At 34.6% G+C, this 18779-nt stretch carries 18 protein-coding genes; 7 read left to right on the top strand and 11 right to left on the bottom strand.

Going from position 1 to position 18779, the window contains the following annotated elements; translation table 11 throughout:
* The first annotated feature begins 5 nt into the window (after positions 1-5).
* Positions 6-362: a hypothetical protein gene (locus QZU81_RS06660; protein WP_292823275.1), complete on the top strand. Its 357-nt coding sequence runs from the start codon at positions 6-8 to the stop codon at positions 360-362.
* Positions 363-386: 24 nt separating this feature from the next.
* Positions 387-2045: a phenylalanine--tRNA ligase subunit beta gene (pheT, locus tag QZU81_RS06665; protein WP_295590557.1), complete on the top strand. Its 1659-nt coding sequence runs from the start codon at positions 387-389 to the stop codon at positions 2043-2045.
* Between the two features lie 158 nt (positions 2046-2203).
* Here the strand turns inward: pheT and QZU81_RS06670 are convergent, their stop codons facing one another.
* Together QZU81_RS06670 and QZU81_RS06675 are read right to left on the bottom strand one after the other, a co-directional pair.
* Positions 2204-2608 (bottom strand): secondary thiamine-phosphate synthase enzyme YjbQ, encoded by a 405-nt coding sequence (locus QZU81_RS06670; protein ID WP_295590560.1) that lies wholly within the window; start codon positions 2606-2608, stop codon positions 2204-2206.
* 62 nt (positions 2609-2670) lie between these two features.
* Positions 2671-4401: a nitrous oxide reductase family maturation protein NosD gene (locus QZU81_RS06675; RefSeq protein WP_295590561.1), complete on the bottom strand. Its 1731-nt coding sequence runs from the start codon at positions 4399-4401 to the stop codon at positions 2671-2673.
* A 414-nt stretch (positions 4402-4815) separates the two neighbouring features.
* Between QZU81_RS06675 and QZU81_RS06680 the strand changes: the two genes are divergently transcribed.
* The gene (locus QZU81_RS06680; protein ID WP_295590563.1) at positions 4816-7788 is read left to right on the top strand and encodes a NosD domain-containing protein; all 2973 of its coding nucleotides are present in this window, start codon (positions 4816-4818) and stop codon (positions 7786-7788) included.
* Between the two features lie 45 nt (positions 7789-7833).
* Here the strand turns inward: QZU81_RS06680 and QZU81_RS06685 are convergent, their stop codons facing one another.
* Genes QZU81_RS06685 through QZU81_RS06700 form a run of 4 tightly spaced genes read right to left on the bottom strand, consistent with a single transcriptional unit; the run spans position 7834 to position 10234 of the window.
* Entirely contained in the window at positions 7834-8058 is a 225-nt protein-coding gene (locus tag QZU81_RS06685; RefSeq protein WP_295590566.1) for a hypothetical protein, read from the bottom strand.
* An 8-nt stretch (positions 8059-8066) separates the two neighbouring features.
* Positions 8067-8753, bottom strand: a complete 687-nt coding sequence (rpiA, locus tag QZU81_RS06690; protein WP_295590569.1) for a ribose-5-phosphate isomerase RpiA — start codon at positions 8751-8753, stop codon at positions 8067-8069.
* Positions 8753-9190, bottom strand: a complete 438-nt coding sequence (locus QZU81_RS06695) for a UPF0179 family protein (RefSeq protein WP_295590572.1) — start codon at positions 9188-9190, stop codon at positions 8753-8755. The genes rpiA and QZU81_RS06695 overlap by 1 nt, the downstream gene beginning before the upstream one ends.
* Positions 9191-10234, bottom strand: coding sequence for an NAD(P)-dependent glycerol-1-phosphate dehydrogenase (locus QZU81_RS06700; RefSeq protein ID WP_295590574.1), 1044 nt, complete (start codon positions 10232-10234; stop codon positions 9191-9193).
* A 127-nt stretch (positions 10235-10361) separates the two neighbouring features.
* Here QZU81_RS06700 and proS point away from each other — a divergent pair, with 127 nt between their 5' ends.
* From proS to thiD, 3 genes are read left to right on the top strand one after another with little or no spacing between them, the layout of a single operon-like run.
* Positions 10362-11765 (top strand): proline--tRNA ligase, encoded by a 1404-nt coding sequence (gene proS, locus QZU81_RS06705; RefSeq protein ID WP_295590577.1) that lies wholly within the window; start codon positions 10362-10364, stop codon positions 11763-11765.
* Positions 11766-11773: 8 nt separating this feature from the next.
* Positions 11774-12448, top strand: coding sequence for a 2-phospho-L-lactate guanylyltransferase (gene cofC / locus QZU81_RS06710; RefSeq protein WP_295590580.1), 675 nt, complete (start codon positions 11774-11776; stop codon positions 12446-12448).
* Positions 12449-13183, top strand: coding sequence for a bifunctional hydroxymethylpyrimidine kinase/phosphomethylpyrimidine kinase (gene thiD, locus QZU81_RS06715; protein WP_295590583.1), 735 nt, complete (start codon positions 12449-12451; stop codon positions 13181-13183).
* A gap of 3 nt (positions 13184-13186) precedes the next feature.
* Here the strand turns inward: thiD and QZU81_RS06720 are convergent, their stop codons facing one another.
* The 4 genes from QZU81_RS06720 to QZU81_RS06735 all read right to left on the bottom strand — a co-directional run bounded on the left by QZU81_RS06720 (position 13187) and on the right by QZU81_RS06735 (position 17223).
* A complete protein-coding gene (locus tag QZU81_RS06720) occupies positions 13187-13936 on the bottom strand; it encodes an ABC transporter ATP-binding protein (RefSeq protein ID WP_295590586.1) in 750 nt (249 codons plus the stop codon).
* A 9-nt stretch (positions 13937-13945) separates the two neighbouring features.
* Positions 13946-14695, bottom strand: coding sequence for an ABC transporter permease (locus QZU81_RS06725; protein WP_292823300.1), 750 nt, complete (start codon positions 14693-14695; stop codon positions 13946-13948).
* 91 nt (positions 14696-14786) lie between these two features.
* The gene (locus tag QZU81_RS06730; RefSeq protein WP_295590590.1) at positions 14787-16934 is read right to left on the bottom strand and encodes a heavy metal translocating P-type ATPase; all 2148 of its coding nucleotides are present in this window, start codon (positions 16932-16934) and stop codon (positions 14787-14789) included.
* Positions 16935-16956: 22 nt separating this feature from the next.
* Positions 16957-17223 carry a hypothetical protein gene (locus QZU81_RS06735; RefSeq protein WP_295590593.1) on the bottom strand — a complete coding sequence of 89 codons (267 nt, stop codon included), beginning with the start codon at positions 17221-17223 and terminating at the stop codon, positions 16957-16959.
* Positions 17224-17400: 177 nt separating this feature from the next.
* Between QZU81_RS06735 and QZU81_RS06740 the strand changes: the two genes are divergently transcribed.
* Complete coding sequence (locus QZU81_RS06740; protein ID WP_295590596.1) at positions 17401-18333, top strand: CPBP family intramembrane glutamic endopeptidase; 933 nt, start codon at positions 17401-17403, stop codon at positions 18331-18333.
* 25 nt (positions 18334-18358) lie between these two features.
* On the opposite strand, the gene QZU81_RS06745 is transcribed toward QZU81_RS06740, so the two are convergent.
* Positions 18359-18709: a carboxymuconolactone decarboxylase family protein gene (locus QZU81_RS06745; protein WP_292823312.1), complete on the bottom strand. Its 351-nt coding sequence runs from the start codon at positions 18707-18709 to the stop codon at positions 18359-18361.
* Between the last annotated feature and the right edge of the window lie 70 nt (positions 18710-18779).

Here is an 18779-nt window from a genome sequence, read left to right on the forward strand (position 1 = left end):
GAAAAATGAATTTACTATGGTTTTATGTTGCTATTGTATTAGCTATAAGCGATTTATTGCACACCACACTAATGTGGAAAGTTTTAAATAACTTTTACATATTGTTAGGTGGCCTAATCCAACAATCCACACATTCCACATGGCAGACTTGGGTGGTGCATGAAATAATGGAAGCAGGATTCCATTTTGTTGTCGTTTCAATAGTTTTCTTAAATCCAACCATTGGAATTCTAGCGGCCCTAATTCATTTTGTAATAGATGTAACCCATACTGTATTCATACGGGATATGGGTGAATTAGAACATAGAGCTCTTCACTTTGCTGTAGAGTCTATATTTTTCATTTTACTCTTTGGATTTTAAAAAAATATTTAATGGAGTTATTAAATGCCAGTTATAACATTCAAATACCAAGATTTAAAAGATTTAGGAATAGATATGGATAAAGATGAACTGATAGACACTTTACCTATGATGTCTAGTGATATTGAAGACTTTGATGATGAAGAAATCAAAGTGGAATTCTTCCCGAACAGACCGGACAACCTGTCTGTTGAAGGAGTGGCTAGATCTTTTAAAGGTTTTATAGGTCAGGAAGTTGGTTTTCCAGATTATAAGGTTGAGGAATCCGGCGAATATGTTACTGTAGACAAGGACGTTGCAGAAATAAGGCCATTTATTGGCTTTGCAAAAATTGATAATGTTGATTTTACTGGCGATAAACTAAAATATGTGATGGATTTCCAAGAAAACCTCCACTGGGTTATTGGAAGAGACAGGAAGAAAGTAGCTATCGGTATTCACAATGCGGACGTGGTTGAAGGACCATTCAAATACATTGCAACACCAAAAGATGCCAATTCATTTGTTCCATTGGAAAAAGACACAGAAATGACTCCTGATGAAATCCTAACCGAACATGACAAAGGTAAGGATTATGCTCATTTAATTGAAAACTTTGATAAATATCCTTTGATTTTAGACAAAGACGATAATGTTTTATCAATGCCTCCAATCATTAACGGAGAGTTGACAAAACTTAAGGAAGATACCAAAAACATTATTGTTGATGTTACCGGTACTGACGAAAGAGCAGTCAACCAGGCATTGAATATCATTTGCTCATCCTTTGCAGAAGTCGGAGGACAAATCAAATCCATGGAAGTGAGATACGAAGATAAAACCATCTTAACTCCTGATTTAACTCCGCAGGAGATGAACGTGCATGTTGATACTGCAAATGAATTGATTGGTGGAACCAGCCTTACCGCTGAAGACATCAAAGGATTATTGCTGAAAGCACGTTTTGATGCTGAAATTATTGATGACAATGAAGTCAAAGCCATCATTCCAGCATACAGAGTAGACATATTGCATGAAGTTGATATTGTTGAAAATATTGCTGTCCAATACCACATCAACGATGTGGTGGCAGAACTTCCAGACATTAATACTGTTGCTTATGAAAACAATTGGTTTAAGGCTGAATCTACAATCCGTGAAGTGATGATTGCACTCGGTTTCCAGGAGGTCATGAGTTTAATGCTTACAAATGAGGAAGCACATTATGAAAAAATGAACCAGCCTGAAGAACCACATGTTCAAGTTGCAAGACCTATTACAATTGACAGAACCATGATCAGAACCAGCTTAATCAACTCATTAATGGAATTCTTGGAAGACAACAAGCATGAAGATTTGCCTCAAAAAATATTTGAAATCGGGGATGTCTTATATCTTGATGACTCAAAAGAAAACAAAACCGTAGCTTCCAAAAAATTAGCTGCATTGGTCTGTCACTCAACCGCTAACTTTACTGAAATCAAGTCCATTGTAACAAGCGTCTTATCAAACTTAGGTTATTCAATGGAAATAGCTGACAGCGAAAATAAAACCTTCATTGAAGGCAGAGCCGCCGATGTAACCGGTGAAGCCCAAAAAGGTACAATTAAAGGATTCTTTGGTGAAGTGTCACCTGAAGTCATTACCAACTTTACTTTAGAATATCCAGTAATTGCTTTTGAAATCGAGTTTAATAACAATTAAACTCATTTACTCATTTTTTAATACCACAGTCTCCTCATATCTATTTCCATTTGGGAGTAATTACTCAACTGAGGAACACTGTCATAATTATTGAAAACAAGTATCAAAATTATCAAAATAAGAATTATAACTATTAGAATTATTGTTAATTTATTCAATTATTCACCAACCATTGTCAAAGTTACTGTTCTGTTGGCTCTTGGTCCATCTAATTCAACGAAAAATACTGATTGCCAAGTGCCCAAATCCAATCTCCCATTTTTAATCGGCAAACATTCGCTTGATGAAAGCAAAAAGGACTTCAGATGTGATCTTGCATTATTGTCGATTCTGTCATGCTGATAGCTAAATTTATCTGTGATTAGGTTATCCATTGCTGCTTCAAAATCCCTCAGCAATCCCCTTTCATTTTCATTAACGACAATAGCTGAAGTGGAATGTTTAGAAAATATAGAAACTATTCCTTTATCAATTTCAATCAATTCGTTGATTCTGGAAGTGATGTCAATAATCTCAAAGTTTTTTGACGTATTGATTTTAAGAGAATGAATTTTAACTGTCATCAATTAATAATTTGTAAAAACCACTTAATAAAAATAAAAGAAAAAAAAGAGAAAGGAAAATTTTATTCAAACTCAGATTTACGCCAGTACCCATAAATAAGCATCCCCATTACGGAGACAATGCTTAATACTACAAGTCCTGATGTATCGGTGATTTCTTTTGAAATTTTGCTTGGAGGAACAATTTCATATGCTTTTCCCTCTTCAGATACTTCACCATCACTTGCATCGCCAGCTTCAATGTCTCCATTAGTCAGGGCACTTTCACCATTATCAGATGAATCCATGTAATTTCCGGAAGCATTTGTTCCATAAACTCCTGATTTATCCGAATTGGCAAAATGAGCACTATTTGAAGTTCCATTTTGTAAATTTCCACTACCTTTTGACGAACCGCCAGCTGCAGAATCCGCTTGGGTTTGTGAACTAGATCCATCCAGTCCCCTTTCGCCGTCTTGATTTTGGGATGTTTGAGCATCCTGATTATCATCTTTTTCACCGGATGCCATCTTATAAGTATATTTAACCGGCTTATCCCCAATCATCACTTCAATGTCATATTCTTTATCAGGATCCAAGTTTGCATCAATTGTCGCCTTTCCATTGACAAATTTTGCAGTATACTGATTTCCATCAACATTGACCTTTGTATCAAAGGTTCCAAATTCCTTAACTTCATTGCCTTCAGTATCATACATTTGAAGACCAATACCGTTTTTAACTGATATTGTACCCATTTTCATAATGCCTGCAAGAAGCATTGGGCAAACAAAAGTATCTGCATCATCAGTGGAATCGAACCAATTGTCTCCAAGCTTAAATGTTGGCAAATCAGGATTGTTTTTAGCCTGGTAACCTTCATTGTGGGTTAAAACATTATATTTAACTTCGAGTCTTGAAGGATTACCCTCTTTTGATGTTCTAAAGTCCGCACCAAACAACAACCCATTACCTGATTCGAATGCTCCCAATTCATAGTCAGTATCCCGACGATTTTTAGTGAATGTATTGGAATTTATCACATCATTGCTGGATTGTGAATTGATATAAATACCATTTGGATTATCATAAGCCAAATTAAATTTGATCTTATTTCCCATGGATTTATTGAATAGAGAAATTCCATTGAACTTATTGTGGTGAACCGTATTGTTGGTTATATTACAATAATAAATATTGGATGTTTCAATTCCAGATCTTCCATTGTAAGACATGGTATTCTTTGATATTAAAGAATTGCTTACATTATTGATTTTAAGCCCATTCTCTTTAGCTTTTGAAATATTGTTATTTAGTAGTTTAATTCCATCTGAATTATTTACAAATACACAATCCTTTCCACCAGTTATAACGCAATTTTTTATTGTTATATTATCCGCTGAATCCGCAACAATCCCATAATCACTATTAGAAGCAATCAATTTTATTCCTGATAATATGCTTCCACAACTATTGGATGTAAAGTAAAATCCGAAAGAATTGTCCATATTAAGACTTTTTGCTTTATCACTTATTTGACTTGAAGTATAAATTACCGATTTCTCTTTGGATATGATATTTACTTTCCTATCCACTACCAAAGAAATGTTCTTATACTCCTTATCAGTGAATTCAAATGTATCTCCATCTTGCGCATTGTCAAGTATGACTTGAATATCATCATTTGATGTATTTGATGATATTTGGTAGTTTGAACTCATTAGGATATCAGTATCATTTTCTGCAGCACTGACAGATGATACTGCGAACAAAGCGACTAAGCATATGAATAAAATATTCGCAAATTTATTCATATTATCTCTCCGATATGTACTTTAAATCAATACAATAAATTTTTATCAGCCAAACAGCCGCAATTAATTTTTAGAATAATTAATATGAACTAATTTAACTATTGATTAAAATTTAATATTAAAAAAACATTTGTTGTCCTTTAAAAACAACGAGTTAAATTAACATTTATATTGATTTTACAATTTAATATTTACTACCTCTGAATATATAAACTTTATCAAAAAATAACGAAATAAACGATTATTAATCCATTAAATTAGTTTTTAATAATATTAACAATGTTATATGTAATAATTAAGACATTTTAATTTAAATATGATGAAAAACACAATATAAAATAAGTTGCTTATCGATGATTATTATATTTACAAAAATAACATAGCAATGATAAAAATTAAAAAAAGAGTGAAATAATGAATAAAAAGAGTTTTATATTAGCTATATTCCTAGTTTTTGTAGTTTTCTTAGGTTCAAGTTCTTCATTTGCTCAAGACATAAATAATAACCTTGCAGCAGATGCAGATGATGCAACTATACAAGAAACAGACAATATAGCAATTTCAAAAGCAGATGCTTCAAATGATATTCAAACTTCTTCACAACATACTATTAAGGCAGGGTCTGATAGTAAAACTATCCAAGATACAATTAATAGTATGAACGATGGAGATACTTTAAACTTCGAAGATGGAACATATACAGACATCTGTATCTATGTTAACAAAAGCATAACAATAAACGGTAATGGAGCTAAATTAATAGGATATGACAATCCTTCAAAAGATAATACTCCTGAAATAATTACTAAAGCAACAGCAGATGGAGGATATGCAATTGGAAACCTTGCTACATTATACATTGTCAAAGCAGATAATGTCGTGATTAACGGCTTAACAATTGCCGGTGGAGCAAACAGTTCCGCAACCTATTCAAATGCTTTAGTATATGCAATGAACGCAAACAATTTAGCATTTAAAAACAATGTGCTTGACGGATCTTCATGGGGATTATACTTCCAATTCTCCAATAACTGTACAGTTGATTCAAATACAATCAAAAATCAGAAAACAACAGGATTTTTAAACTTTGGATCTGCAAACACAATAATTGAAAACAATAAGATAATCAATGCTGAAAACCATGGTATTGATGTAAGACACGGAACCGGACCAAACGTTCTAGTAATCAACAATACTGTAATCGGTTCAAAAGAAGGAATTTACTTAATGCACTCTAAAGGACATACTGCAATCAATAACACTCTAATTAATTGTACAATAAGTTCAATTAGTTGTTATGGTTCTTCAAATATAAATATTAAAGGAAATAAATTGCAAAAATCCAGAATCGGTATTTTACTTGGTGGAGGATATTCAAACATAACCGTTGGAGAAAATACTTTCCAATTAGACAACTTACCATTCCCTCCAACATTCGTATATTTTGTTGCTGAAGTAAAAGCTGATTACGGCAGTGCAACTTCCATGATGGGAACCTTCACAGACAGCAGCAGAAGTGATGTGACTTATGTCGAATACAGTGAGATTCCAACCCCTAAAGCTGTGAATATTGACTATGATGCAATATTGAACCCTACAGGAACTACTTATACTGTAACTTCAGGAATGGCAAATTCAGATATTCAAAATATTCTTGATTCAATGAATGATGGAGACACATTATCTTTTGAAGAAAATGCCGTATTCAATGATATTTCCATTTATACTGATAAAAATATTAAGATTCTTGGTAATAATGCAACTTTAATTGGATTTGATAACATTGACTTAAGCAACGTTCCTGAAAAAATAACAAAAGGCACAGATGATGGCGGATATGCAATTGCATACCGTGCAGTTTTATACTCAGTAAATAATACAAATGTTGTAATCGATGATTTAAACATCATTGCACAATATCCTGGATATAATCCAACAAAAGTTACCGCAACAACCGACGAATACAAGACAGCAGGCATTTACACAACCAAAAGTTTGAATGTTGCAATAACCAACTGTGACATTACTGGTTCATCATGGGGTATTTTCCTAGAATACAGTGGAGGAGCCATTGTTTCTAACAACAATATCCATGACGTTTACACCACAGGTATTATGAACTTTGGAACTCCAAACAGTCTTATTGCTAACAACAACATCGTGAATGCGGTAAACCACGGTATTGATGTAAGACACGGAACCGGACCTAATGTAACTGTATTTAATAATAATGTAACCGGTGCAAAAGAAGGAATATACCTAATGCACTCCCAAGGACACAACGTATACAACAATACTGTAATCAATTCCAAAATAAGCGGAATCACAGCATATGGATCTGGAAATGAAAAAATATTTGACAATTCAATTTCCGGAAGCAGAATAGGCATTTTACTTGGTGGTAATTATTATAATGTAACTATCGGAACAAATTCCTACAAATTAGACTCTTTACCATTCCCACCAACATTCGTATATTATCTTGCTCAAGCAGAAAACAGCTATCAAAGTGCTGATGATGTAATTGGAACCTACTTCGACAAATATCCGGTTGACATTAATGCATCTACAGTATATACTGCTCCAAACACTGGAAAGTTAACATTTACATTAACTGGATTTGAAAAAGAAGCAATCGCAAATTCACCTGTTAGCGTCACTATAGGTGAGGATACATACAATGCAACCACTGATGAAAATGGAAGTGCTGCAATCAGTTTAGATTTGAATCCTGGAATTTATAATGCAACAATTAGCTATGCGGGAAATCACAAATATGCTTCCAGTAAAGCAACAACAGAAATTTACGTTCAAACAACCTCAAGAATTACTGCATCTTCAAAAGCATTCTATTTGCAAGCAATTGTAAAAGGCAGTTCTTATTCAATCACTCTTAAGGATGCAAAAGGCAATCCTTTAGCAAAAAAAGCCATTACTATTACCTACAATGGTAAAAACTACAAAGCAACAACAACCGCTAAAGGTGTGGCTAAAGTTACATTAAAAGCAACTAAAATTGGGTCTAAAAAGGCAACTATCAAATTTGCTGGTGATAAGGTATACAAAGCAATCACAAAAACAGTGACAATTAAAGTCACCAAACAAGCATCTAAATTAACTGCTGCTAAAAAGACTTTCAAAGCTAAAACAAAAACTAAAAAGTATACCATTACTTTAAAATCAAAATCCGGAAAAGCTATTTCCAAAGTTAAAGTTACACTTAAAGTTAAAGGTAAAACTTACAAAGCAACAACAAACGCTAAAGGTAAAGCAACCTTTAAAATTACCAAATTAACTAAAAAAGGCAAATACACTGCTAAAGTTAAATTTGCAGGTACCAAATACTTTACCGGAAAAACAGTTAAACCTAAAATAACAATAAAATAGAAGAGATTTAAAAATCTCTTTTAATTTTCTTTTTTTTAAAAAAAATTAGTAATATTTCTTTTTTTGCTCAAATGCAGTATACATTATGAATATTCCAATAATAATCAATACGACTTGAGGGAATATTGCAAAGACTATAGTCGGAATAACACCCAATTCTGCAAGCAGCCATAAGACACCATAAAGTACAATTAAAGCACCGAATATGAATGCGACCTTATAAGCCATATCTTTTAAATCATAAATGGATCTTCCATTGGGAATAGGCATATTATCACTTACAATTCTTTAGTGCCTTCTTCAGTACCAATAATGACCTTATCCACCATTTGTGAGAAAATACCGTTCTCTACAACACCTGGAATGGTGTTCAAGTCGATTTCCAAGTGTGATGGGGATTCTATTTTATCGAATTTAGCATCAATAACAAAGTTACCGTTATCAGTTATTACAGGACCGTCCTTTCTTTGAGCCATTCTGATTTCACATTTGGCACCCATGTCCTCCAATTCCTTTATGACCATGCGTGATGCATCAGGCAATACTTCAACAGGCACCGGGAAACTGCCTAACTCTTCCACAACTTTGGATTCATCGACAATGACAATGAATTCTTTTGCGGCATAATCCACTATTTTTTCTTTGGTGTGAGCAGCTCCTCCACCTTTGATTAGGTTAAATTCAGCATCCACCTCATCAGCACCGTCAACTGACAAATCGATGTCGTTTTCTTCTAAAGTTGTGATTGGAATATTCCATTGTTTGGCAATTAATAATGATTGGAATGATGTTGGAATACCTTTTACGCTAATTCCTTCATCACGAATTCTCATACCTACCTTTTCAATGAAAAAATGAGTTGTTGAACCTGTACCAAGTCCTAAAACCATTCCATCTTCCACATACTCAGCAGCCTTATAGCCGGCATTCTTTTTACTAGAATTATTGCTACTAGCATCTTTCATTATATCACAAATCCTAAAGTAAGTTTATTAAGTTTGAAACCTTTTTTACATTCTTCCTTATGTTTTCCATCGTTGTTTAAAACAATGCACTTATCGTTTTCGGCCAAACCGTCAGGGAAACATAAATCATGAAAATCACATTTTTCATCGCAGTCAGGAGCATTATATGTGAAAGTTGATCCTTCAAAAATATTTTTAGAAGTAGTTAACAAATCAATTTTAGCCCTGTCAACTTCTACAGGGACTACAATACCCTCTGCGTGAATTGGACATTTCTGCTCATTATCCTTAACATCTAAAACAACATATTTTCTGTTTAACTCTAAGTTTCCAACACAAGATGATTTAAATCTGCAATCTTCACATTCTGGAGCCTGACCTAAAAAAACAAATTCCTGGCCTTCTTTTGCCAAATCTTTACCTATCAATGTAATCATCTAAATCACCTCTGTTTTATATGCAAGTTCATAAGCTGCTTCACGGGAAATTCCATTATCTCCCAAAATTGTGTATCTTTCAGGCCTGATTTTATGAGCCAACATCAATGCTTCAATGACATCATCATCAGCAATACCGACTTCAACAGCAGTGGTTGGGGCTTGAACTGCCATTAATGCATTTTTGATAGCTTTCCAATCGCCACCGTGCAGATACATCATCATTATTGTACCTATACCACATTGCTCACCGTGCAATGCAGGCTTATCAAGAATCTTATCCAATGCATGGGAGAACAAATGCTCAGACCCGCTTGCAGGACGTGAAGAACCTGCAATGCTAATTGCCATTCCTCCACTGAAAAGTGATTTCATAACAATACGGGCACTCGGTTCAAGATTAGGCTTGATATTGGCAATGTTATCAGTAATCAGATGCGCGGACATTATTGACAATGCAGCTGCAGATTCACTGAATGATTCGTTTTTTAAACGATGCGCCAATTCCCAATCCTTAATAGCTGTGAAGTTAGCTATTAAATCCGCACAACCTGCTGCAAGTAATCTGAATGGGGATTGAGCAATGACTTCCGAATCGGCAATTACAGCTATCGGAGAGTGTGCTGTAGCGGATATTGATGTATTGGGATTTTTTATTGATGCCATAGGAGATACGATACCGTCATGTGAAGCGGTTGTCGGCATAGATACAAAATACACATCCTGATTGAATGATGATAATTTGGCCACATCAATGACCTTTCCACCACCGACACCTAAAACTGTAGTTTCGGGAGTGATTGAATCTTCAACTTCTGAAATGGATTCTTCAGTAGCCTTATCGACTTTAATTACATCATATTCCAAATCATCTTTTTCTAAACTTTCTATGACTGGCTTTGCACCTACATCAAATGTATGTGAGCCGGTGACAATCAAAAACTTCTTGTCTAAATGTAACGATTTACAAATTTCGGCAGTATCATGTATTATACCCGGGTCAATGTAAACTTCACGGGGCATTTGTATTTTTCTATTGGTCATAATATCTCCTAAAATCAAATTATACATTAATATATATGAATAAAATAATTTAAAAAACTTTCTTTTAATTAAATTTAATACTTATTAAAAACAAATAAATGAATATTATAAAAAATTATTAGGTGATATGGTGGAAAATTTTGATGAATGGTTTCATGACATTTTAGAAAAAGCAAACATTACTGATTCAAGATATCCTATTAAGGGAATGGCTATATGGATGCCATACGGTTTTCAGATAAGAAAACACACAATGAACATCATTAAAAAACTATTAGATGAAGACCATGAAGAAGTCTTATTCCCAATGCTTATTCCTGAAACAGAACTTGCTAAGGAAGGAATCCATGTTAAAGGATTTGAGGATGAAGTATACTGGATTACAAAAGGCGGTCAGACAGAATTAAACGAACAGTTAGCTTTAAGGCCAACAAGTGAAACTGCGATGTATCCGATGTATGCATTATGGATCAGGTCACACATTGACCTTCCAATCAAATATTATCAAATCGTAAACACATTCAGATATGAAACAAAACATACTAGGCCTTTAATTCGTGTTAGGGAAATAACAACATTTAAAGAAGCGCATACCGCTCATGCAACAAAAGAAGAATCCGATGAGCAAATTCAGGAATTTATTGAAATTTACAAAGAGTTCTTTGATGATTTGGGAATCCCATATTTAATTTCCAAAAGGCCAGAATGGGACAAATTCCCAGGTGCAGACTATACCATGGCTTTTGATGTAATCATGCCAAACGGAAAGACCCTGCAAATTGGTACAATCCACAATTTAGGCCAAACTTTCGCAAAGACTTTCGACATTACCTTTGAAGACAAGGACGGAGAACATAAATATGTCTATCAAACCTGTGCGGGCGTATCAGATAGAGTCATTGCTTCCGTCATTTCAGTGCATGGTGAAGAAAAAGGACTTAGACTTCCACCGAAAGTATCCCCTAACCAAGTTACAATTATTCCAATCCTGTTTAACAAAGGAAGAGAAGAAGTTTTAGCAAAATGCAGTGAAATCAAATCACAATTAGAAGACAAAGGCTTAAGGGTCAATATTGACGATAGAGACATCAGACCTGGCAAAAAATTCTTTGATTGGGAGTTAAAAGGAACTCCAGTCAAACTTGAACTCGGACCGCGTGATTTGGAAAACAACATTACAATAGCCATGAGAAGAGATGAAGGCGAAAAAATAGAACTCTCATTAGATGATGATTTGGCAGACAACGTTATTGACTTGCTTGACAAAACCTCTGAAAACCTTTCTGCCACAGCATGGAATTTCCAAGAGGAACATGTCAAATTTGCAAACAATCTTGATGAAATAAAAGAATTGGTTGAAGCAGGAAATGTCGTTAAATTCTACTGGTGTGGAGAAGAGGAAGTCGGCCACGAAATTGAGGAAAAAACTGGTTATGATGTATTGGGTATCCAGGAAGAGGTATCTGAAGGCAAATGCATAGCCAGCGGCAAAGATGCCAAATATATTGCTTTAATAGCTAAAACTTATTAAGTGATTTTATGGATGAAATATATGCAATAATTCCAGTTACAAAGTTCAAAAATGCTAAAACCAGACTTTCACCCTTCTTAACAGAAGATGAAAGGGAAAAGCTCCTAAAGGCAATGCTTAGGGATGTAACCGACACCTTAAAAAAGCATGTTGATGAGATTATCATCATCAGCAGAGATGACCAAGTATTGGAATATGCCGAAAGCTTGAATGTGACCACCCTCCTTGAAAACGACAATTCCAACCTAAATAAAGCATTGACACAGGCAATGAAATATTGTAAAGGAAAAACAAAAAAGGTCATCATTGTTCCTTCTGATATTCCGCTGATTGGAAAAACAAATGTTGGAATGCTGATTGAAGCATCCAAAAGCTTGGATTTCATTATTGTTCCGGCAAAGGGCGGAGGAACCAATATGATAATTATGAAACCTATGGCAATCCACACAAGATTTGAAGGATTCAGCTACCAGGAGCATATCAAGGCTGCTGAGAGGAAGAAATTGAATCCTCAAGTTCATGATTCATTCTTTATGGCGTTGGATGTGAATACTACCGAAGATTTAGGCGAAATTATGCTTCATGGAACAAACACACATACCAGAAAATACTTAAAGGAGCTTAAAGTTAGTGTGGAATCCTACCGTGGAAGCGAAAGGTTGAAAGTCACAAGAGCTGATTAGATGATAGTGATGTCCATTGCGGGAGTTGACCCGTCAGGAGGCGCAGGCGTTTTTGCTGACTTGAAAACATTTCAGGCAATTGGCGTTTACGGTACGGGCATTGTAACTGCACTTACTGCCCAAAACCCATATAAATTCTTTTCAACACTTCCCGTTAATGAAGATTACATTGAAGAGCAGATTGATTCCGTTTTGGATGCATATGAAATTGAATTTATAAAAACCGGAATGCTATACTCCCCTGAAATAATCAAAATGGTTTCAAAAAAAATTAAGGAATATGACCTGAAGGCCGTTGTGGATCCGGTCATGGTTGCAACATCCGGCGGAGATTTGACAAGGGAAGATTTGGCTGATGCAATGAACAGGCATTTGCTTCCGCATGCAATTTTGACAACACCAAACATTTCTGAAGCTGAAAAATTAACTGATTTTGAAATAAAGACTGAAGAAGATGCAATAAAAGCTTCTGAAAAAATCGTTTGTGACAATATCATAACCGGCGGCCATCTAGATGGAATAAACACAATAAACATCAACGGCAATGTCACAATTAAAAAACAAAAACTAATAAAAACAGATAATCTGCATGGAACAGGATGCAATCTATCCTCTGCCATTGTAGCTTATCTTGCAAAGGATAATGATTTAACCACATCAATATTAAAAGCCCTCGATTATGTTTATGAGGGAATAAAAAATGGAAATTATGGAACATTAATAGCTAAATTATAACTATTATTTTTCCATATCTAAATCTTTAACAATTGATTCTTGAATTTGAATAAATTCTCTTGAATCTCTTCTTCTTGGCCTTTCGATATCAACTTCAACGATAGAAGCGATTCTACCAGGATTTTTATCAAGAATCACGATTTTATCAGCCAGATACACCGCTTCATCAACATCGTGAGTTACAAAAACGATTGTATTATTGAATCTTTTCCAGACCCCTATGAGCTGCTCTTGAAGCTTGTGTCTAGTTTGCATATCCACTGCAGAAAACGGCTCGTCCATAAGCAAAATAGGAGAATGATTAAGCAAAGATCTAATAATTGCAACCCTCTGCTTCATACCCCCGGAAAGTTCATGAGGATAGCTATCTTTAAAATCAATTAAACCTACACTTTCAAGATATCTTTCAGCGGCAGCAATATTTTCTTCTTTTGTTCCCTTTTTAGTCATTTCCAAACCAAAAGTAACATTTTGAAGTACAGTCAGCCATGGGAAAAGAGAGTACTGCTGGAAAATAACTGCCCTGTCTCCTGATGGTTTTTTTACAACTTCACCATTTGCAATAATCTCTCCGGAACTTGGTTGTTCAAGACCTGCAATCAATCTTAAAAGAGTTGTTTTACCACATCCGGATGGGCCTAAAAGACAAATCAGCTCACCATCATTAATTGTCAAGTTAATATCCTTTAACACTGATAAATTTTTATTTTTACCTTCAAAGGATTTGCAAATATTTTTAATTTCGATTGTCATTTAAAACACCTACCAGAATATCCTCTTTTGAGCCAATCCGAAAATATAATCCAAAATTAAACCAATTAAACCAATAACAATCATACCAACAACAGTAGTACCCGGATCAAAACGGCTTGTAGCCTGTAAAATCATATATCCCAAACCGGAACTTGAACCAATCATCTCTGCGGATATTGTACACATCAAAGCTATTCCAACACCTACTTTAAGTCCAGACACGACATACGGGAATACTGAAGGCAATACAACACGGGAGATTACTTTCCCATCACTTGCCCCCAAAGTCTGAGCAGACTCGATTAAAACCTTATCAGTCCTTTTAACCCCATCAAGTGTGTAAACCAAAATAGGGAAGACACAACCCATGAAAATGATGAATATTGCAGGAACTGTACCGATACCGAACCATAAAATTGAGAATGGAATCCAAGCAATCGGAGGAATTGGTCTTAAAATACTTATTACAAAACTGCATAAATCCTCTAAAGTTTTATACCATCCAAGCAACACTCCTAAAGGAATTGCAACTATAGAAGCAAGAATTAAACCACCGAATACTTTAAACAAAGAGTCGATAGTATTTTTTAGAAGTTTTCCAGACAAGATCAAATCCCAAGCGGAATTGCAAACCTCAATCGGGCCTGGCAAAATATAGGGATTTACAATATGAAATCCTTCAGTAATTAAATACCAAAAAATAATTATGACAATTGGTAAAATTAATGAAATTAATTTACTTTTATAATTCTCATACATTCAATCACTTAGTAAAAATTCTTTATACACTAATAGGTTAGTATTTAATAATATAAAAACTTTAAAAAAAATCAATTAAAAAAGAAAAAAATTAAGAAGCATCAGCTACTTCAATAGCTTCAACTTCTATACCTTTATTATATTCATTCTCGTTTAGAACAGAGCGAGTACTCATTGCACCAAACAGCATTGTAGACAGATTATGCACCATTGATGATGTGGAAGGTGAAATAACACCTAAAACGCCTAAAACAAGAAGTGAACCATTTACTGCTACAATATGATGATAATTCTTATTGATCTTATCCAACATTCCGACGCTCAGTTTCCTAAGTGTTACAAGGTCATACAAATCATCGGACAATAGTGATATGTCAGCCACTTCACGTGCAATATCAGATGAATGTTTCATTGAAACTGATACATCGGCCGCTGCAAGTGCGGGAGAATCATTTATTCCGTCACCAACCATAATAACAGTTTTACCTTCTGCCTTTAGCGCTTCAATGATTTTTGATTTATCTTCAGGAAGAACTTGTGATCTGTATTCTGTAATGCCTAGTGCCTTAGCTCCTGCACGGGCACCGCTTTCGCTGTCACCTGTAAGCATTATGACATTTTCGATGCCCAACTCCTTAAGTTCCTCAATGACATATTTTGCTTCGTCACGTACCGGGTCATCAATGCATATGAGTCCTTCAAGTTTTCCATCAAGTGCTAAGTAGACAACAGAATGCTCTTTGGCAGCTTTTTTAACTTTTTTCTCTTGAGTTTTAGTCATTTTGACTTTTTCATCATCGAATAAGAAGTGTTTGGATCCGATTATAGCACGTTTGCCCTCATATTCCGTTACAATTCCATGAGCGACAATGTATTGAACTTCACTATGATCTTCTTCATGCTTAAGACCTTCTTCTTTTGCCTGCTTTACAATGGCTGTGGCAATACTATGTGCAAAGTGCTCCTCAATGCATGCTGCCATTCTTAAGATGTCATCCCTTTTGTATCTTCTAGACATTGGGATTACATCAACTACCTCTGGAGTTGCGTTAGTCAATGTTCCAGTCTTATCAAATACTATGGTGTCTGCGTTTGCATAATTTTCCAGGAATTTTCCACCTTTAACCATCATCCTATTATCAGAGGCTTCCCTCATTGCTGATATAATGGAGAGAGGTGTCGTTAATTTAATTGCACATGAAAAATCAACCATCAGCACAGATAACGCTTTTGTCGGATTTCTTGTAATCAGATATGTAAGGGCTGTGGCAAGAAAACTGTATGGAACAATTGAATCAGCAAGATTTTCAGCCTTGCTTTGAGTATCTGCCTTAAGCGCTTCTGAATTTTCAATCAGGTCAATGATTTTATTCAATCTTGTTTCCTTATTCATCGAATAAACTTCAACAATCAGATTGCCTTCTTCAATCACAGTTCCTGCATGAACCGTTTTTCCAGGCCTTTTATGAACAGCCAATGGTTCGCCTGTCATTGAAGCTTCATTAACCATTGCTTCTCCTTCAATTACTTTTCCATCAACAGGTATCACATCACCCATATGGATTTTGATTTTATCTCCTTTTTCGATGTCGACAGCAGGACATTGTTTTTCTTCACCATCATCTCCTACTACCCATACAGTATCAATGTTTAAAGCCAAACTATCTTTTAGTGTGCTTTTGGCTTTCTGTATTGTGTAGTCCTCCAATGCATCGGAGATTGACAATAAGAACATCATTGAACTTGCAGGTTTATATTGATGGTGCAATAATGCCCCTGCAACTGCCGCCCCATCAAGCAAAGCAACATCAACATTGAAACTGGTTAAACTATCAAGACCATGCCAAATATATTCTGCCGCATGATAGATAGTTAATGCATTTCTTATAGGCATTGGAAGGAACAATTTAAATATTCCACGGCGGAAAATCATTTTAGTTAATTTTAAATAAAAATCACTGGTTATTTCATTAGAAGCCTGAATTTGTGTTGGTTCCGCTTCAAACAAATCATCGATAGTTATTTTATCCAAAATATCAAAAATTCTTTGTTTATTTTCAATGCCCTCATCATAGTATATCAATATGCTTCCATTCCTATGGGAAGTGTGTACCTCATGTATGAAGCTCTGATTTAAAAGTAATGAAGCTAGACCATAACCTTCCTTTTTTGTGAAAGCCCATTGGCCTGAACGAAGCCTTAAACGAGACCCGTTGTCATACATTACTTCATATTTCATTTTTTAACCTTTGAAAATAAATTTATTCTTTAGATTCTACGTAGATTTCTTTTTTGGTTTCTGCATTGGCATCCACAACAATATCTTCCGCATTTTGTTTCATGTCTTCAAAACACTCTTCAGCATCTCTTCTAATGGCCATGACATCAGCCATTCCTTTAGTTGCTGCATCTTTTACTGTTTTTGATTCTAATACTTTTTTACCTACGATTGCAGTAGCGATTCCTGCTGCAAAAAGTAGTGCGTGTTTATGTTCTACGCATTTGTTAATTAATTCTTCATGTCTCATTTTAATACAATCCATAATACTTTTAATTAAAATATTTAGGTGCACCAAAAAATATTTTAATCATGGTAATATATTTTTGCAAAGCAATATATAAAGTTTAGGAATACCTAAAAAATATAATACTTAAATATGCCAACACATCAATATTGAATTGAAAAAAATAGAACGGTGAAAATATTGAACACAAATCAGAAATTCTTCTCAAAGATGGGGTTTAACTATCTGATATATGCAATATGCACAATAGTATTTCCCCTAATCATATTCAACATTATCGGCAATAATTCGGAAATAGTGGGCAATATCAATTTCAGCCTCATAATATCAGCAATATGCAACTATATTCTGCCGTTTCCAATTCTGTTGTTTTTAATGAAGAAGCTAGAACATGAAAAACTGGAAAAGGACTCATTAAACATTACAACATTCCTGCTTTACTTCTGCATCAGCTTCACATTGATGATTATTGGAAATATGATTGGACTTGCAGTTACAGCACTTATCGGAACAGCAATCCAAAGCGACATTGCAAATCCGATTCAGAACCTGATAAACTCATCAGACATAATGCTAAATTTGATAATCATAAGCATTATCGGACCCATATTTGAAGAGCTGATATTTAGAAAGCTTTTAGTTGACAGAACCATAAAATATGGAGCTAAAATTTCAATCATACTTTCCGCAACATTATTCGGACTGATGCACGGAAATCTGAATCAGTTCTTTTATGCATTCCTGCTTGGGGGCTTTTTTGCCTATGTCTACATGAAAACAGGAAAGATCATCTATCCTATCCTATTGCACATTTCCCTGAATTTAATGGGGTCAGTCTTAAGCCTATTCGTGATTGAAAGCGCAGATGCACTCACTCAGGGAGCCTATACCTCATTCGACATAGGATTCATACTGATTTACGTTTTAATTTTAATATTGGTGATGATTTTTGGACTATACGGACTAACCCAATATAAAAAAGCAAAATTAACTAAAATAAAAACAAAAATAGAGCTGACAAATCCAATAAGAACAGCATTCATAAATTATGGAATGGCATGTTATATCGGATTTACAATACTTCTAATACTTTATACTACTTTTATCCTCTAAAAAAAAGAAAAATTATTTAGAGAAGTTAAGCCTTATCTTCTCTTTCTTCCTCAATAGCTTCAGTGACACTATTTAATATTTGAAGTGATTTGGAAAATGCAGGCATACCTGAGGTTAACAATACAACTCTTAAAACATCCACAATCTCTTCTTTAGTGATTCCCAATACTTCAATAGCACTTCTAATTTGTTTTTTAGTAGCTCTAGGATCTGCACGAGAAGCGGTAATGCCGATTGCGATTAATTTTTGAGTTTTGTAATCCAAGACTTCACCATCCCATACAGTATCGTTTATATTGGACACTAACTCGAACAAGTCAGGATGGCTATCTCTTAACTCTCTTATACCTTTTCCGTAATATACATCTCCTTTCATATAATACCTCAATTATGTTAATTAATAATATTTTACTTTTTTAAATTATATATAATTAATAGCTACTTTT

Origin of the sequence: uncultured Methanobrevibacter sp., assembly GCF_902770715.1 — an archaeon.
Taxonomy (GTDB): domain Archaea; phylum Methanobacteriota; class Methanobacteria; order Methanobacteriales; family Methanobacteriaceae; genus Methanocatella.

Bases quoted from the DNA above. Each gene is read 5' to 3' on its own strand.
- QZU81_RS06660 (WP_292823275.1), top strand. From the start codon at position 6: ATGAATTTACTATGGTTTTATGTTGCTATTGTATTAGCTATAAGCGAT.
- pheT (WP_295590557.1), top strand. From the start codon at position 387: ATGCCAGTTATAACATTCAAATACCAAGATTTAAAAGATTTAGGAATA.
- QZU81_RS06670 (WP_295590560.1), bottom strand. From the start codon at position 2,608: ATGACAGTTAAAATTCATTCTCTTAAAATCAATACGTCAAAAAACTTT.
- QZU81_RS06675 (WP_295590561.1), bottom strand. From the start codon at position 4,401: ATGAATAAATTTGCGAATATTTTATTCATATGCTTAGTCGCTTTGTTC.
- QZU81_RS06680 (WP_295590563.1), top strand. From the start codon at position 4,816: ATGAATAAAAAGAGTTTTATATTAGCTATATTCCTAGTTTTTGTAGTT.
- QZU81_RS06685 (WP_295590566.1), bottom strand. From the start codon at position 8,058: ATGCCTATTCCCAATGGAAGATCCATTTATGATTTAAAAGATATGGCT.
- rpiA (WP_295590569.1), bottom strand. From the start codon at position 8,753: ATGAAAGATGCTAGTAGCAATAATTCTAGTAAAAAGAATGCCGGCTAT.
- QZU81_RS06695 (WP_295590572.1), bottom strand. From the start codon at position 9,190: ATGATTACATTGATAGGTAAAGATTTGGCAAAAGAAGGCCAGGAATTT.
- QZU81_RS06700 (WP_295590574.1), bottom strand. From the start codon at position 10,234: ATGACCAATAGAAAAATACAAATGCCCCGTGAAGTTTACATTGACCCG.
- proS (WP_295590577.1), top strand. From the start codon at position 10,362: ATGGTGGAAAATTTTGATGAATGGTTTCATGACATTTTAGAAAAAGCA.
- cofC (WP_295590580.1), top strand. From the start codon at position 11,774: ATGGATGAAATATATGCAATAATTCCAGTTACAAAGTTCAAAAATGCT.
- thiD (WP_295590583.1), top strand. From the start codon at position 12,449: ATGATAGTGATGTCCATTGCGGGAGTTGACCCGTCAGGAGGCGCAGGC.
- QZU81_RS06720 (WP_295590586.1), bottom strand. From the start codon at position 13,936: ATGACAATCGAAATTAAAAATATTTGCAAATCCTTTGAAGGTAAAAAT.
- QZU81_RS06725 (WP_292823300.1), bottom strand. From the start codon at position 14,695: ATGTATGAGAATTATAAAAGTAAATTAATTTCATTAATTTTACCAATT.
- QZU81_RS06730 (WP_295590590.1), bottom strand. From the start codon at position 16,934: ATGAAATATGAAGTAATGTATGACAACGGGTCTCGTTTAAGGCTTCGT.
- QZU81_RS06735 (WP_295590593.1), bottom strand. From the start codon at position 17,223: ATGAGACATGAAGAATTAATTAACAAATGCGTAGAACATAAACACGCA.
- QZU81_RS06745 (WP_292823312.1), bottom strand. From the start codon at position 18,709: ATGAAAGGAGATGTATATTACGGAAAAGGTATAAGAGAGTTAAGAGAT.